Source organism: Pseudomonas reactans (assembly GCF_013385825.1).
In the GTDB taxonomy this organism is placed as follows: domain Bacteria; phylum Pseudomonadota; class Gammaproteobacteria; order Pseudomonadales; family Pseudomonadaceae; genus Aquipseudomonas; species Aquipseudomonas reactans.
In genome coordinates, this window is sequence record NZ_JACAPG010000023.1 from 85858 (window position 1) to 109571 (window position 23714).

The window sequence follows — 23714 nt, forward strand, 5'->3', positions numbered from 1 at the left end:
TTCAGCTAAGGGCTTTCCAGGCGGCGACATAAGCCTGGGCGCGGCTCGCTACCTGATCCACGGTCATACCCGGTTTGAACAACCCGGAACCCAGCCCGAAACCTTTGGCGCCGGCGTCGGTGAACACCTGCATGTTGTCCGGGGTGATGCCTCCCACCGGCAGCAGCAAGGTGCCAGCCGGCAATACCGCCAGCCACGCCTTGATCACCGAAGGGCCCATTTGCTCGGCGGGGAACAGCTTCAGCACGTCGGCGCCTTCGGCCAGTGCCGCGAAGGCTTCGGTCGGCGTAGCCACGCCCGGCGACAGAAACAGGCCTGCGGCTTTCGCAGCACGCAAAACCTTGGCATCGCTGTGGGGCATGACGATCACTTGGCCGCCGGCCGCCTTCACTTGCTCAACCTGCTCCGGCGTCAACACCGTGCCAGCACCGATCAGGCAATCGGCGGGCAAACTGTCGCGCAGGGTGCGGATACTGGTGTAGGGATCAGGCGAATTCAGCGGGACTTCGATCACCCGAAACCCCGCTTGGTACAGCACCTGGCCGACAGCCTGGGCTTCGTCCGGGCGAATGCCGCGCAGGATGGCGATCAAACCGTTTTGCGCGAGTGCTTGCTTGAGCATGTCAGGCCTCCAATACAGGTTGAGTGAGCCCAGCCGCCACGGCCAGCTGCCACAGGCCGCGCTCGGTGGCTTCCTGCTCCAGGCTGACGTGGGCAAAGCCGCAAAGGGCGAGGGCACGTTGATAACGGGCGCAAAGGGGCGCGGCGCCGACCAGGATGATCGGCTTGTGTTTGGCGCTGTCGGGCAGACCGGCGAGTTCATGGCCGATAAGCAAGCCGGACAGGTAATCGGGCTGCTGGTCAGGCGCGAGTTCGCCGGTGAGCCCCAGGGTGCGGGCACTGAACAAGGTGGACAGCACGCCGCGCTGGCCGTCTTCGGAAAGCGCCACGTGCACGCCTCGGTCGAAGGCTTCGACCTGGAATTGTTCGGACGGCAGCTGAGTACGCCCAAGGATGCTGTGTTTGCTCAACACCGCAAACAGCTCGCCGGTCATGAAGGTATCGAAATGCGTGATGCAGCCCTCGACCACTTCTACCCACTTGGAATGGCTGCCCGGCAGGCCGATCAACACATCGGCGCCCAGCCCTTGCAGCACGCCCAGCACTTGGGTTTCTTCGCCGCGCATCACGTTGGGCAGGCCGACCTGCTCGATCACGCCCGGCACGATGTGCACGTCCACGCCGCGCAGGCTGTGCACTTGGTGCAGCGCCTGGCCGAGGCTGGCGACATCGACCGGGGTATTGCGATAGGCCGCCTCGCTCCAGCCCTGGGCGCTGCCGACCATGCCACAGGCAATTACCGGTAACCCCGGCTGGGCGTCGAGCCAATCCCCGCACGCCGCGTCGAACGCCAACTCGAAGCCGTTGCTGCAACGCACGCCGGCAATGTCCCGGGGTTCGCTGGGCAAATGCATGATGCCCCACGCCAGCGAGCGCTGTTCCAGCACTGTGCCTGCGGGGCCGAGTTTATAAGCACGAAGGGAGCTGGTTCCCCAATCGAGCGCGATCAATTGCGCCTGCATCGCTTCACCTGAGTTCTGAGCGGATGCAGCGAATATAAACCTACGCGAACGAAAGTCTCAATATATAAATATCAATCCCATATTTAGGGACTTAATTTAAGAAAAGGCTGACAGGTTCAGCTCCCGCATCGCCCCCATCCAGACGGCATAGTCAGTGTGGTCCTTCAGGTCATCACCGGTTTCGGGGTGCAGGAACACCACCAGCCCGTTACGATGGATCACCAACCACGGCAGCACGACACCGATGTACTCTGGATCGAACGCCAGCTGGCAGCTCCAATCCGGGTGCGGGCCCACCGGTCGTTCGTGCACACGGCCCATGCGCAGTGGGAAGAGTTTGGCGGCGTCTTCGCACAGGCTGCGCGCCTGTTCGATCGTGCTGGCGTCGAAGTAGATATGGGCGTGGTAGCCCTTGATACGTTGCATGGCGGACTCCGGATCCATTATGCGCCCGATGCTAGACCGCAATGGACGGCAGGGCCAGCCCGGTCAGCGACTGGGCGCTGCTGGCTTGTTCTGCCACCAACCAGTCGACGAAGCGCTCGACCAACTGCCCCCGACGTTTGCGCTGGGGCTGCACCACGTAATAGCCAAAGCGCGAGATCACCGTGTCGCTCACCGGCCGGCACAACCAGCCCTGTTCCAGCAGGTTATCCACCAGGTGGCGCCAGCCGATGGCAACGCCCTGGCCGGCAATCGCGGCCTGGATCAACAGGGTGTAATTGTCGAAACGCAGTTGGCCGGGCGTCGGTGCCGCACTGATTCCCAGCTCACGAAACACACCGCTCCAGTCGAACCATTGGCTGTTGTTTTCCTGGCGCAGGTGCAGCAGCGGGAAATCGTGCAAATTCTGCACAGTCAGCGGCGTGGCCTGTTCCTTGAGCCACTGAGGGCTGCACACCGGGAACACTTCCTCGTTGAACAGCCACAGGCTGTCGCCCTGCTTGAAACGGCCGTCGCCAAACAACACCGCCACGTCGATATCGCTGCGCAAAGTGGCGTGATTGCGCTCGCTGGTCACCAGGCTCACATCAACCTGCGGGTTGGCCTGATGAAAGCGATGCAGGCGCGGCATCAGCCAATAGGCGGCGAAGGCGAAGTCGGTGGCGACTTGCAACACTTCATGCTGATCCTGCTGGGTGATCAGGCTCAAGCCCTGGTTGATGCCTTGCAAACCGCCTTGCACATGCTCGAACAGCAGGGCGCCGGCGTCGGTCAGTTCAATCCCTCGGTAGATGCGATCAAACAGGCGAATCGCCAACTGTTCTTCCAGGCGCTTGATCTGCTGGCTGATGGCCGGTTGGGTGGTGCCCAGTTCCATCGCGGCGGCGGTAAAACTGCGATGGCGTGCGGCGGCTTCGAAGGCGCGCAGCAAATCGAGGGACAGGTCACCAAGGGCTTCATACATAAGCTGTGCTTATCCTAGACATTGCTTTTCATGGGCTTTACCCCAATTTTCGTGGGCTGCATGCTCATTGGCATAAACACCGCCTATGGAATGCCGATAGATCATGAAGCGCAAGAACATTCTTTTCATCATGGCCGATCAAATGGCCGCGCCGATGCTTCCGTTCTACGGTTCTTCGCCTATCAAACTACCGAACTTGAGCCGCCTCGCCGCACAAGGCGTGGTGTTCGATGCCGCCTATTGCAACAGCCCGTTGTGCGCGCCGTCGCGTTTCACCCTGGTGAGTGGCCAGTTGCCGAGCAAGATCGGCGCCTACGACAACGCCGCCGATTTCCCCGCCGACGTGCCGACCTACGCCCACTACCTGCGCCGCCTCGGCTACCGCACCGCGCTGTCGGGCAAGATGCACTTCTGCGGTCCCGACCAGTTGCATGGCTACGAAGAACGCCTGACCAGCGACATCTACCCCGCCGACTATGGCTGGGCGGTGAACTGGGATGAGCCGGACGTACGCCCCACCTGGTATCACAACATGTCGTCGGTGCTGCAAGCCGGGCCGTGTGTGCGCACCAACCAGCTGGATTTCGACGAAGAGGTGGTGTTCAAGGCCCAGCAATACCTGTTCGACCATATCCGCGAAGACGGCGACCAGCCGTTCTGCCTGACGGTGTCGATGACTCACCCCCATGACCCGTACACCATTCCCAAGCCGTTCTGGGACCTGTACGACGACGCTGATATCCCTTTGCCTACGACCCCTGCGCAAGGCGATCTCGACCCACACTCCCAGCGCCTGCTCAAGGTCTACGACCTGTGGGACAAGCCGCTGCCTGTGGATAAGATCCGCGACGCACGCCGCGCCTATTTCGGCGCGTGCAGCTACATCGACAGCAACGTCGGCAAGCTGCTGCAAACTCTGGAAGACACCGGCCTGGCCGACGACACCATCATCGTGTTCTCCGGCGACCACGGCGACATGCTCGGCGAACGCGGCCTCTGGTACAAAATGCACTGGTTTGAAATGGCCGCCCGCGTGCCGCTGCTGGTCAGTGCGCCGGGGCAGTTCGCGGCAGGCCGCGTGAGCAAAGCCGTGTCCACCGCCGACCTGCTGCCGACCCTGGTGGAACTGGCCGGCGGCGAGCTGGACCCGCGCCTGCCGCTGGACGGCCGCTCGCTGGTCCCGCACTTGCAAGGGCAGGGCGGGCACGACGAAGTGTTTGGCGAGTACATGGCCGAAGGCACCATCAGCCCGCTGATGATGATTCGCCGGGGCGCCTACAAATTCATCTACAGCGAAGACGACCCTTGTCTACTGTTCGATGTACACAACGACCCACGGGAGCATGAAGACCTCAGCCAGTCGCCGCAACACCGGGCACTGTTTGCAGCCTTCCTGGACGAGGCGCGGGCCAAATGGGACATCCCGGCGATCCACCAACAGGTGCTCGCCAGCCAACGCCGCCGCCGTCTGGTGTTTGAAGCACTGACCCAGGGCAAGCTGAAGAGCTGGGATCACCAGCCACTGGTGGACGCCAGTCAGCAATACATGCGCAACCATATCGACCTCGACGACCTGGAGCGCAAGGCACGTTATCCACAACCCTGCCAAAACCAATAACACTGAGGGAAGGCCATGCAAAAGTTAACTGTGATGCTGGGGCTCCTGGCGCTGGGAAGCGCCAATGTTTACGCAGACGCCAGTTGTGAAACGGTAAAGATGGCCGATCCGGGCTGGAGCGATATTGCGGCCACCAATGCCATCACCGGTTTTCTGCTGACGGGCATGGGCTACAAACCCAAGGTCGACACCCTGGCGGTGCCAATCACCTTTGGCGGGCTCAAGGATGGCCAGGTGGACGTGTTCCTGGGCAACTGGATGCCAGCGCAGCAGGGTTTCTATGACAAGTTCGTGGCAAATGGCGACGTGGTGCAACTGGCGAAGAACCTCGACGGCACTGAGTTCACCCTCGCCGTGCCGGACTATGTGTGGGACGCCGGGGTGCATGACTTTGCCGACCTGAACAAATTTGCCGACAAGTTCGACAAGAAGATCTACGGCATCGGCTCCGGCGCGCCGGCGAATATCTCCTTGCAGGACATCATCAAGAAAAACGACTTCTCACTCGGCCAGTGGAAGTTGGTGGAGTCCAGCGAACAGGCGATGCTCGCCGAAGTGTCGCGCGCCGTTAAGAAGCAGAAATTCGTGACCTTCCTCGGCTGGACCCCGCACCCAATGAACGTGCAGTTGAAAATGCACTACCTCAAGGGCGGGGAGAAATATTTTGGTGACACCGGCAGCGTGTATACCTTGACCCGCAAGGGCTACGCACAGGCCTGCCCGAACGTAGGAAAACTGCTGACCAACCTGAGTTTTACCCAGGAGATGGAGAACAGCATCATGGCCGAGGTGGCCAACAACAAGGTCAGCAATGCCGATGCGGCGAAGGCGTGGATCAAGGCCAACCCGGCGGTGTTGGATAAGTGGCTGGAGGGCGTGAAGACCGTGGATGGCAAGGACGCGCTGGCGGCCGTAAAAGCCAAACTCTGAATGCAACATCACCCCCTGTAGGAGCCGGCTTGCCGGCGAAGCACTCGAAAACGCCGCGTTTTTTCAGACAACCCGCGTTATCGTTACCCACCTTCGCTGGCAAGCCAGCTCCTACAGTATTTCGAGCAGCCCGATGCCCCGGCCCAACCGCCATACACTTTTCCCCTTCCTCGCCTGGCTCCCGCGCCAGACCCGCGCCAGCGTTGGCCGGGATGCGATGGTGGGCCTCAGTGGCGCGGTTCTCGCCTTGCCACAGTCAATTGCCTACGCGCTGATCGCCGGTCTCCCACCCGAATACGGCCTGTACGCCGCAATCATCCCGGTGCTGATCGCCTGCCTCTGGGGTTCCTCCTGGCACCTGATCTGCGGCCCCACGGCGGCGATTTCCATTGTGCTCTACGCCAGCGTCAGCCCCTTGGCCGTGCCGGGCTCACAGGACTACATCACCCTGATCCTGTTGCTCACCTTCCTCGCCGGGGTTTTCCAGTGGCTGCTGGGCATGCTGCGCTTTGGCGCGCTGGTGAATTTTGTTTCCCATTCGGTGGTGCTCGGTTTCACCCTGGGTGCCGCCGTGGTGATTGCGCTCGGGCAACTGCCCAATCTGCTGGGGCTGGATTTGCCGAGCCAGGCCACGGCAATCAATAGCCTGCTGGCACTGATCCATCACAGCGGCGAATGGGACCACGCGTCCCTCATGCTCGGGCTCGGCACCTTGCTGGTGGGCGCACTGCTCAAATACCTCGTACCACGCTGGCCGACCCTGTTGATCGCCCTGGCGCTGGGCAGCCTGGTGGCGTGGCTGTGGCCGGCGATGTTCGGGCATGTGGCGCTGGTCAGTTCGTTTGTCGGCAAACTGCCGCCGTTCAGCCCGTTGCCGATGGACCTGGACGTGATCCTGCGCCTGCTGCCGAGCGCCGTGGCGGTGGGCATGCTGGGGTTGGTGACCAGCCTGTCGATTGCCCGTTCGTTGTCGGCGCGTTCCCAGCAATTGCTTGATGCCAACCAGGAAGTCCGTGCGCAGGGCTTATCCAACATCGTTGGCGGATTTTTCTCCGGGTATTTGTCAGCCGGTTCCTTTACCCGCTCCGGCCTCAGTTATGAGGCGGGTGCCTGTTCGCCATTGGCGGGCGTGTTTTCCGCGTTGTGGGTGGCACTGTTTGCGCTGTTTGGCGCGGCGTTGATCGCCCACATTCCGATCCCGAGCATGGCAGCGAGCATCTTGCTGATCAGTTGGGGGCTGGTGGACCGTCGCGGTATTCGCGCGTTATTCCGCGTCAGTCGCGCCGAGTTCGTGGTGATGAGCCTGACCTGCGTCGCCACTTTGCTGCTGGAGCTGCAAACGGCAATTTACGCCGGGGTGCTGGCGTCGCTGTTTTTCTACCTCAAGCGCACGTCGCAGCCACGGGTACAGCAATGGCGCGATGGCGATGAGGATGTGCTGCGGGTAGGCGGTTCGATCTTTTTCGGCGCCAGCCACTACCTGCAAGTACGCCTGCAAAGCCTGCAGGGCGAACGGGTGGTGATCGAGGCGCAGCAGATCAACTTTATCGACTATTCGGGGGTGGAGATGCTGCACCAGGAGGCGCGGCGGTTGCGCGGGTTGGGGCGCAGCTTGACGTTGCGTCGGGCGCGGCCACAGGTCGTTGAAGAACTTAAGAAGCTGGAGGGGGCCGACAAGTGCCCCCTCCATTTCGAAGACTGACCCCCCCCCTGTAGGAGCCCGGCTTGCCGGCGATAGCGCCCGCGAGGTCAGCACACGTCTTGAGGGCCAATCGCCGGCAAGCCGGTTCCTACAATGACCGTGCCCACGTCAGATCGATGTCAGGCCAACTGGCGGCGCAGTTCGGCCAACACCGGCGCTGACTCCGGGCGCACACCGCGCCACAGGAAGAACGCTTCCGCTGCCTGTTCCACCAGCATGCCCAGGCCATCCATCGCCACGGCTGCGCCTTGTTCGGTGGCCCAGCGGCAAAACGCGGTCGGTTCCTTGGCGTACATCATGTCGTAGCAAAAGGTCTTGCCCGGTTCGATCAGGCTGCCGGCAATCGGCGGTACATCGCCTGACAGGCTGGCGGAGGTGGCGTTGATGATCACGTCCACCGGCTCACGCAACCAATCGAAACCACTGGCGGACACCGGGCCCAGGTCGTCGAACAACTCAGCGAGCATTTCGGCCTTTTCCACGGTGCGGTTGGCGATGATCAGCGAAGCGGGCTGTTCGGCCAACAATGGTTCCAATGCGCCGCGCACCGCGCCTCCGGCGCCCAACAACAGGATGCGTTTGCCTTGCAGGCCCAACCCGGCATTGACCGTCAGGTCGCGCACCAGGCCCGCACCGTCGGTGTTGTCACCCAACAGGCTGCCGTCGGCCAGCTTGCTCAGGGTGTTCACCGCGCCCGCGCGTTGGGCGCGTTCGGTCAAGGTGTTGGCCAAGCGGTAGGCGTCTTCCTTGAACGGTACGGTGACGTTGGCGCCACGGCCTTGTAGAAAAAACTCACGGGCACAGCCAGTGAAATCCTCCAGCGGCGCCAGCAAGGTGCTGTAGTCCAGTTGCTCGCCGGTCTGCTCGGCGAACATGCGATGGATCAGCGGCGACTTGCTGTGGCCAATGGGATTGCCGAACACGACATAGCGGTCCATCAGACAGCCGCCTTGGGCGCGGTAAGGCCCAGCCAGTCGCGGTCTTGCAGGAAGTAGTCGGTGAGGCGCGCTTCTTCGCTGCCGGCCTCGGCCTTCCAATCGTAGCTCCAGCGCACTTGCGGCGGCAGCGACATCAGGATCGACTCGGTGCGCCCGCCCGATTGCAGGCCGAACAGGGTGCCACGGTCGTAGACCAGGTTGAATTCAACGTAGCGGCCGCGACGGAATTCCTGGAATTCGCGCTGCTGCTCGGTGTAGGCGGTGGCTTTGCGGCGCTGCACGATCGGCAAGTAGGCGTCGATGTAAGCGTCGCCGATGGCACGGATGAAGGCGAAGCAGGTGTCGAAGTCCCATTCGTTCAGATCATCGAAGAACAGGCCGCCGATGCCGCGCGGTTCGTTGCGGTGCTTGATGTGGAAGTAGGTGTCGCACCAGGCTTTGTAGCGCGAATACACGTCGGGACCGAACGGCGCACAGGCCTGCTCGGCCACGCGGTGCCAGTGGATGCAGTCTTCGTCGTTGCCATAGTAAGGCGTGAGGTCGAAACCACCGCCGAACCACCACACCGGCTCTTCGCCTTCTTTTTCAGCGATGAAAAAGCGCACGTTGGCGTGGGAAGTCGGTACGTGTGGGTTGTGCGGGTGGATCACCAGCGACACCCCCAGGGCCTCAAAGCCACGGCCGGCCAGCTCAGGCCGATGCGCGCTGGCGGACGGTGGCAGACCGCTGCCAAACACGTGGGAAAAGTTGACGCCGCCTTTTTCGATCACCGAACCGTTTTCGATCACGCGGGTGCGACCGCCGCCGCCGGCAGGCCGGGTCCAGGCGTCTTCGATAAAGCGAGTGTCCGTCTCGAAGGTTTCCAGGGCGCTGCAAATCCGGTCTTGCAGGTCAAGCAGATAGGCCTTTACAGCCTCGGTGCGGGTAGTCATGGCATCACCTTGAATCGGGCAAAGCTACGCGAGGCCATTGGGCGTCGGCGGCAAATGGGCGCACAGGATACCACTGCACCCGGTTGCGCCGCAGTTGACGAAGATCAAGCTTAGGAGTCCGATAGGGGGCTACGCGATTCGAACCCAGGAGAAGTGCAGATGGCCAAACGTATCCAGTTCAGCGCCCATGGCGGCCCCGAAGTACTTGAGTTTGTGGACTACACGCCGGCAGAGCCCGGCCCGCAGCAGGTTCGCGTGCGTAATGAGGCGATTGGCCTGAACTTCATCGACACCTATTTCCGCAGTGGCCTGTATGCGCCGCCCGCGTTGCCATCGGGGTTGGGCGCAGAGGGCGCTGGGGTGGTCGACGCGGTCGGCAGCGAAGTCACTCAATTCAAGGTCGGCGACCGTGTGGCCTACGGCAGTGGCCCGTTGGGCGCTTACAGCCAACTGCATGTGTTGCCCGCCGCCAACCTGGTGCACCTGCCGGACGACATCAGCTTCGAACAAGCTGCGGGTGCCATGCTCAAGGGCCTGACCGTGCAGTACCTGCTGCGCCAGACCTACGAACTGAAGGGCGGCGAAACCATCCTGTTCCATGCCGCTGCCGGTGGCGTGGGCTCCCTGGCCTGCCAATGGGCCAAGGCACTGGGCGTGAAGCTGATCGGTACGGTCAGCTCGCCGGAAAAAGCCGCCCTGGCCAAATCCCTCGGCGCCTGGGAAACCATCGACTACAGCAAGGAAAACGTCGCACAGCGCGTGCTGGAATTGACCGACGGCAAAAAAGTACCGGTGGTGTACGACGGCGTCGGCAAAGACACCTGGCTGACCTCACTGGACAGCGTCGCGCCACGTGGGTTGGTGGTGAGTTTCGGCAATGCGTCGGGCGCGGTGGATGGGGTGAACCTGGGGATCCTGGCGGCCAAGGGCTCGCTGTACGTCACCCGGCCGACCCTGGCGACCTACGCCAACAACCCTCAGAACCTGCAGGCGATGGCGGATGACCTGTTCTCGATGATCAAGAGCGGCAAGGTTCGTATTGATATCAACCAGCGGTATGCGCTGGCGGAGGCGGCGAAGGCGCAGACGGAGTTGTCGGGGCGCAGGACGACTGGGTCGACCATTCTGTTACCGTAAGGCTTCAGGGTGCTATTGCCGGCAAGCCGGCTCCTACAGAAAGCACACAGTCCCTGTAGGAGCCGGCTTGCCGGCGAGGTCTCAAGAAGGCCGCACCACTTCGCCGGTCACCAAATCACGAATCAAGCTCGGGTTCTTGCGCCCACCCAGGGCGCCACCCAGCACCAGATCCACCTGGCCACGGAAGTACTGCTCCACGCGAATCCGCGTGCGCGCCGCCGGGCGACCCTGCGGGTTGGCCGAGGTTGAAATCAAAGGCCCAACCAGCGAGCACAAGTCCCGCACCAGCGGATGGTCAGTCACCCGCAGCGCCACGGTGTCGTGCACACCCGTCACCCATTCCGGCAACAAGTCTTGATGGGGCACCAGCCAGGTATTCGGCCCTGGCCAGGTGCTGGCCATGCGGTCGATCCAGTCCTGCGGGAAGTCTTCGAACAGAAAGTCGAACTGACGGATGTTGTCCGCCACCAGGATCAGGCCCTTGTCCACCGAACGGTTCTTGATGGCGAGCAAACGGTCTACTGCTTCTTCGTTCCACGGATCGCAGCCCAAGCCCCAAACCGCTTCGGTTGGATAGGCAATCACCGCGCCTGCGCGAATTTCTCGTGCGGTTTCCAGCACACGCCACCGGTTGACCATTGTTCACTCTCCAGACTAAAGCTCTGCGCAGTTTACCGATCTTCTTTACAAAACCTAGCAGCGCGCAAGCCAGCGCCCGCTTTCGCAAATGACCTGTCCTTCCAGCTCAAGCTCCGTAAGGCACGCAAGCACCTGGGACAGCGGTCGCCCACTGGCAATCGCCAAGGCTTCACTGGTGTGCGGCGCCGCGTGCAGCAGTGCCACCAGCGGATGGACAACAGGCACCGGGGTAGGGCGTGACAACGCCTGCCAGCCCCGCAAACCTTCCAGGATGTGCTCGATCGTCTCCACTAGAACCGCGCCGTCACGGATCAATTGGTGGCATCCCTTAGCACCGGGATGGTGGATGGAACCCGGAATCGCATACACCTCGCGCCCTTGCTCCGCCGCCAGTTTCGCTGTGATCAGCGATCCGCTGGCCATGCTGGCTTCCACCACCAGTACACCCAGAGACAGGCCACTGATGATCCGATTGCGTCGGGGAAAATTACTCGCCTGGGGCGGCGCGTCGAGAGGGAACTCGGAAACCACGGCGCTACCCTGGTCAATCATCGCCGCCGCAAGCCGTCGATGGCGCTGTGGATAAAAATTTTCAAGTCCGGTGCCGAGCACGCCGATTGTCTGGCCGCCGACATCCAACGCCGCTTGATGGGCCGCACCGTCAATGCCCAGCGCAAGGCCACTGGTGATGACAAAACCAGCGCTCGCCAAACTGCGAGAAAAGGCAGCCGCCGTGTCCATGCCGGGACGCGATGCACGACGACTGCCCACCATCGCCAGTTGCGGTTTTTCCAGGATTGCAGGGTCACCGGCGACGAATAACAGCGGCGGCGCGTCATCGATCTGGGCAAGCAGCGCCGGGTAGTCCGGCTGGTCCCACATCAGCAAATGCTGGGCCGGACAGGCCAGCCAGGCCAGTGCCGCACTCGCGCCGTCGCGGATTTCATGACTGCGCCGGGCATCGGCGCTGATGGCCGGCAGCCCCAGCGAACGCCAGGCGCTGGCAGGCGCGCTGATGGCTTTTGAGGCAGAGCCAAACGCCTCGATCAACAAGCGAAAACGCTTCGGACCCAATTCCGGCAGCCTGTGCAAGCGTAGACGCGCTTCCAGTTCTGACGGAGATATTTCATGGTTGTTTGTCGGATACATCTGATCATCCTTGACCGGAACAAGCTGTGGATAACTCTGTTGGTAACTTATTTAGCAGGCTATTTATTGTGTTTGATGAGCAGTCTCGAAACGGTCCATCACTGCCAGGGGGCGTGAAGCCTTGAGGACCAGGCCGTAACTGAGTTTTTCGTACGTGCGAAACACCAGCAGGGTGCCGGCGTGTTCATCAGGGAGTTTTGTCGGAGCGCCCGTGAGGGTGTCGCGGACGTTGGCACCGGCCTTGATCACGCTGAGCAGTTGGCCTTCGACCAGGCCGTCACGACGTCCTTTGTTCAGGGTCACGGCATCCAGCACGCCGATCTGGGTCACGCCCTTGGGGATATCGATGATCTGCCCTTCGATAAAGGGCGTGGTTGGCGAGACCGCAAAGGCTGCCGGATCGGCCGGAGGTTGTGCACGCAACAGACGGTCACCGGGTCGCACCTCCTGAGTAATACGTTGGACGGCCAGGGTGGTGAGGTCGCCAGCCGTTACAAAACGGGCGGTACCAATGTCGTCGGCGTTGATCCCCAACAGCTCTCGAGTCTGCGGGTCGGTGTAGACCTTGCCACGCCGGAATATGCCGTAGTTGGGCTGGGAGGGGTCCAGGTCGCCCCTGGCGAACACCCGCTCGCCATTGGCGCCGAGCACGCGACCAGCCTCGGCAGCAACGATGTACGGCGCATTGTCCAGGTCCTGGGGTGTATCAAGGATGCGGTTATGCAGCAGGAAGCGCTGGATAGCCTGTTGCGTCGGTTGTTCCAGGCGCTGGACGGGCGGGGGCAGCAGGGCCATGGAAAACGGGGCCCACAGCAGCAAGACGAGTAGCGATTTCCTCATGGGGTGAATCTCCTTTATTATGTGCGTTCGCGTGAAATGCCTTGGCCTTCGCGGCTTTTAAGGGTTTCACACCGGCTGTCTGGGTCCATCCCAACGCCGATTTGCCTCTACCTCACATGTGCAGCAATTACGCTTATGGCTATTTTGAACATCCTCGAATTCCCCGACTCGCGCCTGCGCACGATCGCCAAACCGGTGGCCGTAGTGGACGACAAGGTTCGTCAGTTGGTCGATGACATGTTTGAAACAATGTATGAAGCCCCGGGCATCGGCCTCGCCGCGACCCAGGTCAACGTGCATCAGCGCGTCGTGGTCATGGACCTGTCGGAAGATCGCAGCGAACCGATGGTGTACATCAACCCGGAGTTCGAACCGCTGACCGACGAGATGGGCGAATACCAGGAAGGCTGCCTCTCCGTGCCGGAGTTCTACGAGAACGTCGAACGCCCGCTGCGCGTGAAGATCAAGGCCCTGGACCGCGACGGCAAGCCATTTGAGCTGATTGCCGAAGGCCTGCTCGCAGTGTGCATCCAGCACGAATGCGACCACCTCAACGGCAAGCTGTTTGTCGATTACCTGTCCACGCTCAAGCGCGACCGAATCAAGAAGAAGCTGGAAAAAAAGCATCGCCAGCAAGCTTGATGCCCCCTTCCAAAGGCTTGCTGCGGCAAGCCTTTTTCTTTTGTGACTGCTTTTAACCGAGACCTCCCATGACCGAGCCACTGCGCATTGTTTTTGCCGGCACGCCTGAATTTGCCGCCGAACACCTCAAGGCCCTGCTTGCCAGCCCTTATGACATCGTCGCGGTGTACACCCAGCCGGATCGCCCGGCCGGTCGTGGGCAAAAACTGATGCCGAGCCCGGTCAAGCAACTGGCGCTGGAGCACAACATTCCCGTGCTGCAACCGCCGACCCTGCGCAACGCCGAGGCCCAGGCCGAACTGGCGGCGCTGAAGCCGGACCTGTTGGTGGTGGTGGCCTACGGCTTGATCCTGCCGCAAGCGGTGCTGGATATCCCACGCCTGGGCTGCATCAACAGCCATGCCTCATTGCTGCCTCGCTGGCGCGGTGCGGCGCCGATTCAGCGCGCCGTGGAAGCCGGTGACAGCGAAAGCGGCGTGACCGTGATGCGCATGGAAGCAGGGCTGGACACCGGCCCGATGCTGCTCAAGGTCACCACCCCGATCACCGGCGAAGACACCGGCGGCAGCCTGCACGACCGCCTTGCAGAGCTGGGCCCGCCCGCCGTGATCCAGGCCATCGCCGGCCTGGCTGCTGGCACTCTGGAAGGTGAGGTGCAGGACGACAGCCTGGCCACTTACGCCCACAAACTGAACAAAGACGAAGCGCGCATCGACTGGAGCCGCCCGGCCCTGGAGCTGGAGCGTCTGGTGCGTGCGTTCAACCCGTGGCCGATCTGCCACAGCACCCTCAACGGCGAAGCCTTGAAAGTGTTGGCCGCCACCTTGGCCGAGGGCAAAGGCGCTCCCGGTGAGATCATCGGCGCCAGCAAGGACGGCCTGCTGGTCGCCTGCGGTGAACAAGCACTGTGCCTGACTCGTCTGCAATTGCCCGGTGGCAAGGCGCTGAATTTCAGCGATTTGTTCAACAGCCGTCGTGAGAAATTTGCCGTGGGTACTCTCCTCGGGGCTGCCCAATGAACCCACGTCTGGCCGCCGCCAAGGCTCTCGCTGCCGTCCTCCAAGGCAAGGCTTCGCTGAACAGTTCGTTGCCGACTCAGTTGGACAAGGTCGAGGACCGCGATCGCGGTTTCACCCAGGACCTGGCCTTTGGCACGGCCCGCTGGCAGCCGCGTTTGTCGGCGCTGGCAACCAAATTACTGCAAAAGCCGTTCAAGGCGGCCGATGCGGATGTCGAGGCGCTGCTGCTGGTGGGCCTCTATCAACTGCTCTACACCCGCGTGCCCGCCCACGCCGCTATCGGCGAAACGGTCGGTTGCGCCGACAAGCTGAAAAAACCCTGGGCCAAGGCCCTGCTCAACGCCGTGCTGCGCCGCGCCCAGCGCGAAAGCGAAGCGCTGCTGGCCGAGCTGGAACATGACCCGGTGGTGCGCACTGCCCATCCGCGCTGGCTGCAAAAATCCCTGAAGGCGTTCTGGCCTGAGCAGTGGGAAGCCATTTGCGCAGCGAACAATGCGCACCCGCCGATGATCCTGCGGGTCAACCGTCGTCATCACAGCCGTGACGCGTACCTGCAATTGCTCACCGACGCCGACATCAATGCCACCTCGTGCGTGTACAGCATCGACGGCATCGTGCTCGAAGCCGCCACTGACGTGCGCAGTCTGCCGGGCTTTGCCGAAGGCTGGATCAGCGTGCAGGATGAAGCCGCTCAACTGGCCGCCGACCTGCTCGACCTGGCGCCGGGCCAGCGCGTGCTCGACGCGTGCTGCGCGCCAGGCGGTAAGACGTGTCACATCCTGGAAGTCGAAAAAGACCTGACAGGTGTGGTCGCTGTCGACCTGGAAGCCAAACGCCTGGTGCGCGTGCGCGAAAACCTCGCTCGTCTGGGCCTCAGCGCCGAGCTGATCGCCGCCGACGGCCGTGACACCGCCACCTGGTGGGACGGCAAGCCGTTCCAGCGCATCCTGCTCGATGCACCCTGTTCCGCCACCGGCGTGATCCGCCGCCACCCGGACATCAAGCTCACCCGCCAACCCGACGACATCGCCGCCCTGGCCGTGCTGCAAGGCGAACTGCTCGACGCAATGTGGCCGACCCTGGAAGTCGGCGGCATCCTGCTCTACGCCACCTGTTCCACCTTGCCGACGGAAAACACCGAGGTGATCGAAGCCTTCCTCGCCCGCACCAGCGGCGCCCGGGAGCTGGACCTCGCCACCACGGCTGGCATCAAGCAGCCCCACGGCCGCCAGTTGCTCGCGCAAGAAGGCGGACACGATGGCTTCTACTACGCCAAACTGATCAAGATCGCCGCCGCGCGCGGCTGAATGGTTTTAAGGGAGTGACCGGATGAAAATCATCATCCTTGGGGCAGGGCAAGTCGGTGGCACGCTGGCCGAACATTTGGCCAGCGAAGCCAACGACATCACGGTGGTCGACACCGACAGCGAGCGCCTGCGCAACCTGGGCGACCGCCTCGATATCCGCACCGTACAAGGCCGTGCATCGTTCCCGACGGTGCTGCGCCAGGCCGGTGCCGACGATGCCGACATGCTGGTGGCCGTGACCAACAGCGACGAAACCAACATGGTCGCCTGTCAGGTCGCCCATACCCTGTTCCACACCCCGACCAAAATCGCCCGTGTACGCGAAGCGGCCTACCTGACCCGCGCCGGTCTGTTCGACAACGACGCGATTCCGGTCGACGTGCTGATCAGCCCGGAGCAAGTGGTGACCCACTACATCAAGCGCCTGATCGAAATTCCGGGTGCCTTGCAAGTGATCGACTTTGCCGGCGGCAAGGCGCAACTGGTCGCCGTGAAGGCCTACTACGGCGGCCCGCTGGTGGGCCAGCAACTGCGCCAATTGCGCGAGCACATGCCCAATGTGGAAACCCGCGTCGCGGCGATTTTCCGGCGTGACCGCCCGATCCTGCCTCAGGGCGATACGGTGATCGAGGCCGACGATGAAGTGTTTTTCATCGCCGCCAAGGCGAATATTCGTGCCGTCATGAGCGAAATGCGCCGCCTTGACGAGACCTATAAACGCATCGTCATCGCCGGCGGCGGGCAGATCGGTGAACGTTTGGCCGAAGCCATCGAAAGCCGCTACCAGGTGAAGATCATCGAGATGAGCCCGGCACGTTGCCGGCATTTGTCCGACACCCTCGACAGTACCGTCGTACTGCAAGGCAGCGCCTCGGATCGCGACCTACTGATGGAAGAGAACATCGCCGACGCGGATATCTTCCTGGCCCTGACCAACGATGACGAAGCCAACATCATGTCATCGCTACTGGCCAAGCGGCTGGGCGCGAAGAAGGTGATGACCATCATCAACAACCCGGCTTATGTGGACCTGATCCAGGGTGGCGATATCGACATCGCCATCAGCCCGCAGTTGGCCACCATCGGCACCTTGCTGGCCCACGTGCGCCGTGGCGATATCGTCAGCGTGCACTCCCTGCGCCGGGGTGCGGCGGAAGCCATCGAGGCGATTGCCCACGGTGATTCCAAGTCGAGCAAGGTGATCGGCAAGGCCATCCGCGATATCGGCTTGCCGCCAGGCACCACCATTGGCGCGATCATTCGTGATGAAGAGGTGATCATTGCCCACGACGATACGGTGATCGAAACCGGGGACCATGTGATTCTGTTTCTGGTGGACAAGAAACATATCCGCGATGTGGAGAAGTTGTTCCACGTGGGCCTGAGTTTTTTCTGATGACGCTATCGCCGGCAAGCCGGCTCCTACAGGGTCCTTTGTATGCTTGAGTCTCTGGAAAAAATGCTGGCCAAGGGTGTGGATAACTCGCTGCTGCGCTTTGGTTTGGGCAAGGGTTATCTGGACGTAAAGGACGACGCCAAGGCGGCGGAGCATCTGCAGAAGTGCGTCGAGTTTGATCCGAAGTATTCGGCGGCGTGGAAGTTGTTGGGTAAGGCGCAGTTGGGGCTGAATGATCGTGCGGCGGCGCGGCTGGCGTGGGAGAAGGGCATCGAAGCGGCCAAGGCCCATGGCGACAAACAGGCCGAAAAAGAGATGACCGTATTTCTCAAGAAGTTGGAAAAACAACTGTAGGAGCGAGCTTGCTCGCGAAGAACTCAAAAGCACCGCGAGCATTCATGCGTGTACGCGTTATCGTTAGAGATCTTCGCGAGCAAGCTCGCTCCTACAGTGTGCGGGTAGCCGTCAATACCACCGCTCTTCACCCGGCGGGCGTTTCTTGAAGCGCTTCATGCTCCACATGTACTGGCTCGGATACGCGCCGACATAACGCTCCACCACTTTGCTCATCGCCGCGCAGGACGTGGCGGTGTCGGTGCTGTACATGTCTTCCGGCGCCGCTTCCAGGATCACTTTGTAACCCGAACCGTCCGGCAGCCGCAGCGCATGCAGGAACACGCCCACCGCCTTGTGACCCGCGAGCATGTTCGGCACGAATTTGCTGGTGAGCGCTTGAGTGGCGAAGAACGGTACGAAGATCCCCGCGGATTCCGCCGGCTCTGGATCGGCCGGTATGCCCACCTGGCCGCCCTTGCGCACCTCTTTGATCACGCTGAGGATGCCTTCCTTGGTCGACGCAGCCACCCGGTTGCCCAGTTGCACGCGCTGTTTGCGCAGCAATTCATCCACCGCCTTGAGCTTGGGCGGGCGGTAGAAAATGATCGGTTTGCACTGGCTGCAATAGAAGTGGTTCAGCACTTCCCAGTTGCCCAGGTGGCTGGTGATCCCGACCACGCCTTTGCCCGAGGCGAGGGCTTCGTGCAGCACTTCCAGGCCTTCGACTTCACGCACCAGGTCGATGGAGCGCTGCGCCGGCCAGATCCAGGCGCAGGCGCTTTCGGTCAGGGACTTGCCGATGTCCATCAGGCTGCGGCCGACCAGCGCTTCGCGTTCGGCCGGGTCCATGTCCGGGAAGCATTTGGACAGGTTGATCCGCACCGTGTCGCGGGAGCGGTTGGGGGTTTTCCACATGATCCAGCCAATCGCCGTGCCGACGGCCTGGACAGCGCGCCAGGGCAGCAGGGCAAACAACCGGAGAGCGCCTACCAGCAAGGCGCCTTTAAACTTTTCCACAGGTCACTCCTGATCGTGTGTGGTGCGCAAAGCCGGCATTCTAACCGGCGTTGGCCAAGTCCGCGTAACGGTCGCAGTCTTGAGTGTGGTCCATGACCATGCCCGAGGCCTGCATGAACGCATAGCAAATGGTCGGCCCGACAAAGGTGAAACCGGCTTTTTTCAGGGCTTTGCTCATGGCCTCAGCCTGCGGTGTAATCGCCGGCACTTCGCTGCGGTCCTTGAAGTTATTGACCTTGGGCTTACCGCCAACGAAGGACCAGAGCAACCCCACCGGGTCCTCCAGCGCCAACCAGGCTGCGGCATTGCGGCGGGTGGCTTGGAGCTTGAGGCGATTGCGCACGATGCCCGGATCGAGCATCAATGCTTCGATTTCATCATCGGTGAGCCGCGCCAACCGTTGTGCATCAAAACCGAACAGGACCTTTCGATAATGCTCGCGTTTGCGTAAAACAGTGATCCAGGAAAGGCCTGCCTGGAACCCTTCGAGTAAAAGCAACTCGAACAAACCCTGCGCATCGCGCAGCGGCGTTCCCCACTCCTGATCGTGATAAGCCATGTACAGCGGATCTTCAGAACACCAAAAGCAGCGTGGCATAAGGCTCCAGGGGATGGTGGCGCGGCCGAATCGGGTATACTCCCGCTCTTTAAATCGCAGCCCAAGTAACAGGTGAATTTCGTGAGCCAGCCTACGCCAGCCGTGCGTACCTTCCAAGACTTGATCCTCGCCCTCCAGCAATACTGGGCCGAGCAAGGTTGTGTGGTACTTCAGCCCTACGATATGGAAGTAGGCGCCGGCACTTTCCACACCGCTACATTCCTGCGGGCCATCGGCCCGGAAACCTGGAACGCCGCTTATGTGCAGCCCAGTCGTCGCCCGACTGACGGCCGCTACGGCGAAAACCCGAACCGTCTGCAGCACTACTACCAGTTCCAGGTGGTCCTGAAGCCGAACCCGGACAACTTCCAGGAACTGTACCTGGGCTCGCTCAAGCATGTGGGCCTGGACCCGCTGGTCCACGATATCCGTTTTGTCGAAGACAACTGGGAATCGCCGACCCTGGGCGCCTGGGGCCTGGGCTGGGAAGTCTGGCTCAATGGCATGGAAGTCACGCAGTTCACTTACTTCCAGCAAGCGGGCGGCATCGAGTGCTACCCGGTGACCGGCGAAATCACCTACGGCCTTGAGCGCCTGGCCATGTACCTGCAAGGCGTGGACTCGGTCTACGACCTGGTGTGGGCTGACGGCCCGTTCGGCAAAGTCACCTACGGCGACGTGTTCCACCAGAACGAGGTGGAGCAGTCCACTTACAACTTCGAACACGCCAACGTCGAGAAGCTGTTCGAACTGTTCGATTTCTATGAAAGCGAAGCCAAGCGCCTGATCGAACTCGACCAGCCGCTGCCGTTGCCAAGCTATGAAATGGTGTTGAAGGCCTCCCATACCTTCAACCTGCTGGATGCCCGTCGTGCCATCTCGGTCACCGCGCGCCAGCAATACATCCTGCGTGTACGCACCCTGGCGCGTTCCGTCGCCCAAGCCTACCTGCTGGCTCGCGCCAAGCTGGGCTTCCCGATGGCAACCCCGGACCTGCGTGATGAAGTGTTGGCTAAGCTGGAGGCTGCACAATGAGTGCTCAAGATTTCCTGGTTGAACTGGGCACCGAAGAGCTGCCACCCAAGGCACTGAACACCCTGGCCGACGCGTTCCTGGCCGGTATCGAAAAAGGCCTGCAGACCGCCGGTCTTAAATTCGCCGCGAAGAAAGTCTACGCCGCGCCACGTCGCCTGGCCGTGTTGCTGACCGCGCTGGAAACCCAGCAGCCGGACCGCAACATCAACCTCGACGGCCCACCGCGCCAGGCCGCTTTCGATGCCGAAGGCAACCCAACTCAAGCCGCCCTTGGTTTTGCCAAGAAGTGTGGCGTCGAGCTGAGCGAGATCGACCAGAGCGGCCCGAAACTGCGTTTCAGCCAGGTCATCACCGGTAAGCCGACCGCCAGCCTGTTGCCGACCATCGTTGAAGACTCGTTGAACGACCTGCCGATCCCGAAGCGCATGCGCTGGGGCGCTCGCAAGGAAGAGTTCGTACGTCCGACCCAATGGCTGGTGATGCTGCTCGGTGACCAAGTCATCGATTGCACCCTCCTTGCCCAGAAAGCCGGTCGTGATTCCCGCGGCCACCGCTTCCATCACCCTGAAGCTGTACGCATCACCTCGCCGGCCAACTACGCCGCCGACCTGCGTGCCGCCTACGTGCTGGCCGACGCCAACGAGCGTCGCGAGCTGATCAGCAAGCGTACCGAAGAGCTGGCCCGCCTGCAGGAAGGCACCGCCATCGTGCCGCCAAGCCTGCTCGACGAAGTGACCGCGCTGGTTGAATGGCCGGTGCCGCTGGTGTGTTCGTTCGAAGAGCGTTTCCTCGATGTGCCGCAAGAAGCGCTGATCACCACCATGCAGGACAACCAGAAGTACTTCTGCCTGCTGGATGTGGACGGCAAGTTGCTGCCGCGCTTTATCACCGTGGCCAACATCGAAAGCAAGGACCCGCAGCAGATCATCGCCGGTAACGAGAAAGTCGTTCGCCCGCGCCTGACTGACGCCGAGTTCTTCTTCAAGCAAGACAAGAAGCAGAAGCTGGAAGACTTCAACCTGCGCCTGCAGAACGTGGTGTTCCAGGAAAAACTCGGCAGCGTCTACGACAAGGCCGTGCGGGTTTCCAAGCTGGCCGCCTACATTGCGCCACGCATTGGTGGCGATTCCGCCTGGGCTGCGCGTGCGGGCCTGCTGTCCAAGTGCGACCTCGCGACCGAGATGGTCGGCGAATTCCCGGAGATGCAAGGCGTTGCCGGCTACTACTACGCCCTCAACGACGGCGAGCCAGACGATGTTGCCCTGGCGCTGAACGAGCAGTACATGCCACGCGGTGCCGGCGCTGAACTGCCGACCACCCTGACCGGTGCAGCCGTGGCCATCGCCGACAAGCTGGATACCCTTGTGGGTATCTTCGGTATCGGCATGTTGCCAACCGGCAGCAAAGACCCCTATGCCCTGCGCCGTGCGGCCCTGGGTGTGCTGCGTATCCTGATCGACAAGAAGCTGGACCTCGACCTGACCCAGGCCGTGGTGTTTGCCGTCGGCCAGTTCGGTGCCAAGGTCAAGCAAGCCGGCCTGGCCGAGCAAGTGCTGGAGTTTGTGTTCGACCGCCTGCGTGCGCGTTACGAAGACGAAGGCGTGGACGTGTCGGTGTACCTGGCGGTACGTGCCCTGCAACCGGGTTCGGCGCTGGACTTCGACCAGCGCGTACAAGCCGTGCAGGCCTTTCGCAAACTGCCGGAAGCCGACGCCCTGGCCGCCGTGAACAAGCGTGTGTCAAACCTGCTGAGCAAGGCCGAAGGCCTGGGCAATGCTGACGTCGACCCTGGTCTGTTTGCCGATGCCAAGGAGTTCTCGCTGAACTCGGCCATCGCCAAAGCGGAGACGGCAGTGAAACCGCTGATCGCCGAACGCAACTACGCCGAAGCGCTCGCGCGCCTGGCCACCTTGCGTGACCCGGTGGATGCGTTCTTCGAAGCCGTGATGATCAATGCCGAAGACGCTGGCGTGCGCAAAAACCGCTACGCCATGCTGGCGCGCCTGCGCGGTCTGTTCGTCAATATCGCTGACATTTCGACGCTGAGCTGACCATGTTGAAACTGCTGATTCTCGATCGGGACGGGGTGATCAATTACGACTCCGACGCTTACATCAAGTCGGTGGCGGAATGGATTCCACTGCCCGGCTCGATCGAGGCCATCGCGCAGTTGAGCAAAGCCGGCTGGACGGTGGCCATCGCCACCAACCAGTCCGGCATCGCCCGTGGTTACTACGACATCGACACTCTGGACGCCATGCACGCGCGCTTGCGCACGTTGGTGGCCGAGCAGGATGGTGAGGTGGGGTTGGTGGTGTATTGCCCTCACGGGCCGGATGAGGGTTGCGATTGCCGCAAACCCAAGCCGGGCATGTTGAAAACCATTGCAGAACATTACAAGGTGCCGTTAGCTGGGATATGGTTCGTCGGGGACAGCCTCGGTGACCTGGAGGCGGCCAAAGCCGTCGACTCTCAGCCAGTTTTGGTTAAGACCGGAAAAGGCGAAAAGACCCAGGCGAAAAACCTGCCGGTAGGCACCTTGATTTTTGACGATCTGGCGGCCGTTGCCGCAGAACTTATCAACAACTAGCACCCTCGACTTCCTGAACAAGGATTGCTCGGGAGTGCGCTTTTAGCAGGCGGGCCGTGTCCCGCAACGGTAAATGCCGCCATGTCGATTTTGCAGGCCATCAGAACCTTTTTCTTTTACCTGCTGCTGGGCACCAGTTCGTTTCTCTGGTGCACCCTGAGCTTTTTTATTGCGCCCTTTTTGCCATTCAAGGCGCGCTATCGCTTTATCAACGTCTATTGGTGCCGCTGCGCGTTGTGGCTGACCAAGGTGTTCCTGAACATCCGTTTCGAGGTCAAGGGTGCGGAAAATGTCCCGGACCAGCCTTGCGTGATTCTGTCGAACCACCAGAGCACCTGGGAGACGTTCTTCCTGTCGGCGTACTTCTCGCCGCTGAGCCAGGTGCTCAAGCGTGAGCTGTTGTACGTGCCGTTCTTCGGCTGGGCCATGGCCATGCTGCGTCCGATCGCCATCGACCGTGATAACCCCAAGGCCGCGCTCAAGCACGTGGCCAAGAAGGGCGACGAGCTGCTCAAGGATGGTGTTTGGGTGCTGATCTTCCCCGAAGGCACACGTGTGCCCTACGGCACGGTAGGTAAGTTCTCACGCGGTGGTACAGCATTGGCGGTCAACGCGCATCTGCCGGTGCTGCCAATTGCGCATAACGCCGGCAAGTTCTGGCCAAAGACCGGCTGGGCTAAACGCGAAGGCACCATTACCGTGGTGATTGGCGAACCGATGTACGCCGAGGGTGAAGGACCCCGCGCCATCGCCGCGTTGAATGACCGTGCCCAGGCGTGGAATGAAGCCCAGCAACGGGCCATGGGTTCGCTGCCGCCGGAGCCGGTTGTAGTCGACACGCCGGTCATCTGAGCATCTGTGGATAACCTGTGTACGGTTTGTTGGCGAATCAGCTTTT

General features: G+C 61.7%; 24 protein-coding genes. 13 read left to right on the forward strand and 11 right to left on the reverse strand.

The annotated features are described in order from the left end of the window. Position 1: 1 nt before the first annotated feature. The 4 genes from HX868_RS26900 to HX868_RS26915 form a co-directional block, all read right to left on the reverse strand. Positions 2-622, reverse strand: a complete 621-nt coding sequence (locus tag HX868_RS26900) for a 2-dehydro-3-deoxy-6-phosphogalactonate aldolase (protein WP_016978746.1) — start codon at positions 620-622, stop codon at positions 2-4. Position 623: 1 nt separating this feature from the next. Then, positions 624-1583, reverse strand: a complete 960-nt coding sequence (locus HX868_RS26905; RefSeq protein WP_177004943.1) for a 2-dehydro-3-deoxygalactonokinase — start codon at positions 1581-1583, stop codon at positions 624-626. A 96-nt stretch (positions 1584-1679) separates the two neighbouring features. Further along, positions 1680-2009: a DOPA 4,5-dioxygenase family protein gene (locus HX868_RS26910; RefSeq protein ID WP_025999921.1), complete on the reverse strand. Its 330-nt coding sequence runs from the start codon at positions 2007-2009 to the stop codon at positions 1680-1682. A gap of 31 nt (positions 2010-2040) precedes the next feature. Continuing rightward, a complete protein-coding gene (locus HX868_RS26915) occupies positions 2041-2991 on the reverse strand; it encodes a choline sulfate utilization transcriptional regulator (protein ID WP_177004944.1) in 951 nt (316 codons plus the stop codon). Positions 2992-3094: 103 nt separating this feature from the next. Here HX868_RS26915 and betC point away from each other — a divergent pair, with 103 nt between their 5' ends. From betC to HX868_RS26930, 3 genes are all read left to right on the forward strand, one after another. Further along, positions 3095-4609 (forward strand): choline-sulfatase, encoded by a 1515-nt coding sequence (betC, locus tag HX868_RS26920; protein ID WP_177004945.1) that lies wholly within the window; start codon positions 3095-3097, stop codon positions 4607-4609. Between the two features lie 15 nt (positions 4610-4624). Then, positions 4625-5539 (forward strand): choline ABC transporter substrate-binding protein, encoded by a 915-nt coding sequence (choX, locus tag HX868_RS26925; RefSeq protein ID WP_016978741.1) that lies wholly within the window; start codon positions 4625-4627, stop codon positions 5537-5539. Between the two features lie 133 nt (positions 5540-5672). Next, complete coding sequence (locus HX868_RS26930; RefSeq protein WP_177004946.1) at positions 5673-7241, forward strand: SulP family inorganic anion transporter; 1569 nt, start codon at positions 5673-5675, stop codon at positions 7239-7241. A 119-nt stretch (positions 7242-7360) separates the two neighbouring features. On the opposite strand, the gene aroE is transcribed toward HX868_RS26930, so the two are convergent. Further along, positions 7361-8179, reverse strand: a complete 819-nt coding sequence (gene aroE, locus HX868_RS26935; RefSeq protein ID WP_177004947.1) for a shikimate dehydrogenase — start codon at positions 8177-8179, stop codon at positions 7361-7363. After that, the gene (gene hemF / locus HX868_RS26940) at positions 8179-9111 is read right to left on the reverse strand and encodes an oxygen-dependent coproporphyrinogen oxidase (protein WP_122730054.1); all 933 of its coding nucleotides are present in this window, start codon (positions 9109-9111) and stop codon (positions 8179-8181) included. The genes aroE and hemF overlap by 1 nt, the downstream gene beginning before the upstream one ends. A gap of 159 nt (positions 9112-9270) precedes the next feature. Between hemF and HX868_RS26945 the strand changes: the two genes are divergently transcribed. Next, positions 9271-10248 carry a quinone oxidoreductase family protein gene (locus HX868_RS26945; RefSeq protein WP_177004948.1) on the forward strand — a complete coding sequence of 326 codons (978 nt, stop codon included), beginning with the start codon at positions 9271-9273 and terminating at the stop codon, positions 10246-10248. An 81-nt stretch (positions 10249-10329) separates the two neighbouring features. Here HX868_RS26945 and tsaC read toward each other — a convergent pair whose 3' ends face one another. The 3 genes from tsaC to HX868_RS26960 form a co-directional block, all read right to left on the reverse strand. Continuing rightward, positions 10330-10887, reverse strand: a complete 558-nt coding sequence (gene tsaC, locus HX868_RS26950) for an L-threonylcarbamoyladenylate synthase type 1 TsaC (RefSeq protein WP_003170728.1) — start codon at positions 10885-10887, stop codon at positions 10330-10332. A 54-nt stretch (positions 10888-10941) separates the two neighbouring features. Continuing rightward, positions 10942-12036, reverse strand: a complete 1095-nt coding sequence (dprA, locus tag HX868_RS26955; RefSeq protein WP_177004949.1) for a DNA-processing protein DprA — start codon at positions 12034-12036, stop codon at positions 10942-10944. A 63-nt stretch (positions 12037-12099) separates the two neighbouring features. After that, positions 12100-12876, reverse strand: coding sequence for a peptidoglycan-binding protein (locus tag HX868_RS26960; RefSeq protein WP_177004950.1), 777 nt, complete (start codon positions 12874-12876; stop codon positions 12100-12102). A gap of 135 nt (positions 12877-13011) precedes the next feature. Between HX868_RS26960 and def the strand changes: the two genes are divergently transcribed. The 5 genes from def to HX868_RS26985 all read left to right on the forward strand — a co-directional run bounded on the left by def (position 13012) and on the right by HX868_RS26985 (position 17594). Then, complete coding sequence (gene def, locus HX868_RS26965; RefSeq protein ID WP_016978734.1) at positions 13012-13518, forward strand: peptide deformylase; 507 nt, start codon at positions 13012-13014, stop codon at positions 13516-13518. Between the two features lie 68 nt (positions 13519-13586). Continuing rightward, positions 13587-14537: a methionyl-tRNA formyltransferase gene (fmt, locus tag HX868_RS26970; protein WP_177004951.1), complete on the forward strand. Its 951-nt coding sequence runs from the start codon at positions 13587-13589 to the stop codon at positions 14535-14537. Then, positions 14534-15844 (forward strand): 16S rRNA (cytosine(967)-C(5))-methyltransferase RsmB, encoded by a 1311-nt coding sequence (rsmB, locus tag HX868_RS26975; protein ID WP_177004952.1) that lies wholly within the window; start codon positions 14534-14536, stop codon positions 15842-15844. Before fmt ends, rsmB begins: the two co-directional genes overlap by 4 nt. 22 nt (positions 15845-15866) lie before the next feature. Beyond that, positions 15867-17240 carry a Trk system potassium transporter TrkA gene (gene trkA, locus HX868_RS26980; protein WP_010207735.1) on the forward strand — a complete coding sequence of 458 codons (1374 nt, stop codon included), beginning with the start codon at positions 15867-15869 and terminating at the stop codon, positions 17238-17240. Between the two features lie 42 nt (positions 17241-17282). Next, positions 17283-17594, forward strand: coding sequence for a tetratricopeptide repeat protein (locus HX868_RS26985; RefSeq protein WP_177004953.1), 312 nt, complete (start codon positions 17283-17285; stop codon positions 17592-17594). Between the two features lie 111 nt (positions 17595-17705). On the opposite strand, the gene HX868_RS26990 is transcribed toward HX868_RS26985, so the two are convergent. Beyond that, complete coding sequence (locus HX868_RS26990) at positions 17706-18593, reverse strand: lysophospholipid acyltransferase (RefSeq protein WP_177004954.1); 888 nt, start codon at positions 18591-18593, stop codon at positions 17706-17708. 40 nt (positions 18594-18633) lie between these two features. Next, positions 18634-19191, reverse strand: coding sequence for a DNA-3-methyladenine glycosylase I (locus HX868_RS26995; RefSeq protein ID WP_177004955.1), 558 nt, complete (start codon positions 19189-19191; stop codon positions 18634-18636). A gap of 81 nt (positions 19192-19272) precedes the next feature. Here HX868_RS26995 and glyQ point away from each other — a divergent pair, with 81 nt between their 5' ends. The 4 genes from glyQ to HX868_RS27015 all read left to right on the forward strand — a co-directional run bounded on the left by glyQ (position 19273) and on the right by HX868_RS27015 (position 23668). Further along, positions 19273-20226 (forward strand): glycine--tRNA ligase subunit alpha, encoded by a 954-nt coding sequence (gene glyQ / locus HX868_RS27000; RefSeq protein ID WP_003213601.1) that lies wholly within the window; start codon positions 19273-19275, stop codon positions 20224-20226. Further along, positions 20223-22277, forward strand: a complete 2055-nt coding sequence (gene glyS / locus HX868_RS27005) for a glycine--tRNA ligase subunit beta (protein WP_177004956.1) — start codon at positions 20223-20225, stop codon at positions 22275-22277. Before glyQ ends, glyS begins: the two co-directional genes overlap by 4 nt. Before the next feature lie 2 nt (positions 22278-22279). After that, entirely contained in the window at positions 22280-22816 is a 537-nt protein-coding gene (gene gmhB, locus HX868_RS27010) for a D-glycero-beta-D-manno-heptose 1,7-bisphosphate 7-phosphatase (RefSeq protein ID WP_177004957.1), read from the forward strand. 81 nt (positions 22817-22897) lie between these two features. Continuing rightward, a complete protein-coding gene (locus tag HX868_RS27015) occupies positions 22898-23668 on the forward strand; it encodes a lysophospholipid acyltransferase family protein (protein ID WP_016978726.1) in 771 nt (256 codons plus the stop codon). Positions 23669-23714 lie beyond the last annotated feature (46 nt).

Coding starts and splice junctions, on each gene's coding strand:
- HX868_RS26900 (WP_016978746.1), bottom strand. CDS start 622: ATGCTCAAGCAAGCACTCGCGCAAAACGGTTTGATCGCCATCCTGCGC.
- HX868_RS26905 (WP_177004943.1), bottom strand. CDS start 1,583: ATGCAGGCGCAATTGATCGCGCTCGATTGGGGAACCAGCTCCCTTCGT.
- HX868_RS26910 (WP_025999921.1), bottom strand. CDS start 2,009: ATGCAACGTATCAAGGGCTACCACGCCCATATCTACTTCGACGCCAGC.
- HX868_RS26915 (WP_177004944.1), bottom strand. CDS start 2,991: ATGTATGAAGCCCTTGGTGACCTGTCCCTCGATTTGCTGCGCGCCTTC.
- betC (WP_177004945.1), top strand. CDS start 3,095: ATGAAGCGCAAGAACATTCTTTTCATCATGGCCGATCAAATGGCCGCG.
- choX (WP_016978741.1), top strand. CDS start 4,625: ATGCAAAAGTTAACTGTGATGCTGGGGCTCCTGGCGCTGGGAAGCGCC.
- HX868_RS26930 (WP_177004946.1), top strand. CDS start 5,673: ATGCCCCGGCCCAACCGCCATACACTTTTCCCCTTCCTCGCCTGGCTC.
- aroE (WP_177004947.1), bottom strand. CDS start 8,179: ATGGACCGCTATGTCGTGTTCGGCAATCCCATTGGCCACAGCAAGTCG.
- hemF (WP_122730054.1), bottom strand. CDS start 9,111: ATGACTACCCGCACCGAGGCTGTAAAGGCCTATCTGCTTGACCTGCAA.
- HX868_RS26945 (WP_177004948.1), top strand. CDS start 9,271: ATGGCCAAACGTATCCAGTTCAGCGCCCATGGCGGCCCCGAAGTACTT.
- tsaC (WP_003170728.1), bottom strand. CDS start 10,887: ATGGTCAACCGGTGGCGTGTGCTGGAAACCGCACGAGAAATTCGCGCA.
- dprA (WP_177004949.1), bottom strand. CDS start 12,036: ATGTATCCGACAAACAACCATGAAATATCTCCGTCAGAACTGGAAGCG.
- HX868_RS26960 (WP_177004950.1), bottom strand. CDS start 12,876: ATGAGGAAATCGCTACTCGTCTTGCTGCTGTGGGCCCCGTTTTCCATG.
- def (WP_016978734.1), top strand. CDS start 13,012: ATGGCTATTTTGAACATCCTCGAATTCCCCGACTCGCGCCTGCGCACG.
- fmt (WP_177004951.1), top strand. CDS start 13,587: ATGACCGAGCCACTGCGCATTGTTTTTGCCGGCACGCCTGAATTTGCC.
- rsmB (WP_177004952.1), top strand. CDS start 14,534: ATGAACCCACGTCTGGCCGCCGCCAAGGCTCTCGCTGCCGTCCTCCAA.
- trkA (WP_010207735.1), top strand. CDS start 15,867: ATGAAAATCATCATCCTTGGGGCAGGGCAAGTCGGTGGCACGCTGGCC.
- HX868_RS26985 (WP_177004953.1), top strand. CDS start 17,283: ATGCTTGAGTCTCTGGAAAAAATGCTGGCCAAGGGTGTGGATAACTCG.
- HX868_RS26995 (WP_177004955.1), bottom strand. CDS start 19,191: ATGCCACGCTGCTTTTGGTGTTCTGAAGATCCGCTGTACATGGCTTAT.
- glyS (WP_177004956.1), top strand. CDS start 20,223: ATGAGTGCTCAAGATTTCCTGGTTGAACTGGGCACCGAAGAGCTGCCA.
- gmhB (WP_177004957.1), top strand. CDS start 22,280: ATGTTGAAACTGCTGATTCTCGATCGGGACGGGGTGATCAATTACGAC.
- HX868_RS27015 (WP_016978726.1), top strand. CDS start 22,898: ATGTCGATTTTGCAGGCCATCAGAACCTTTTTCTTTTACCTGCTGCTG.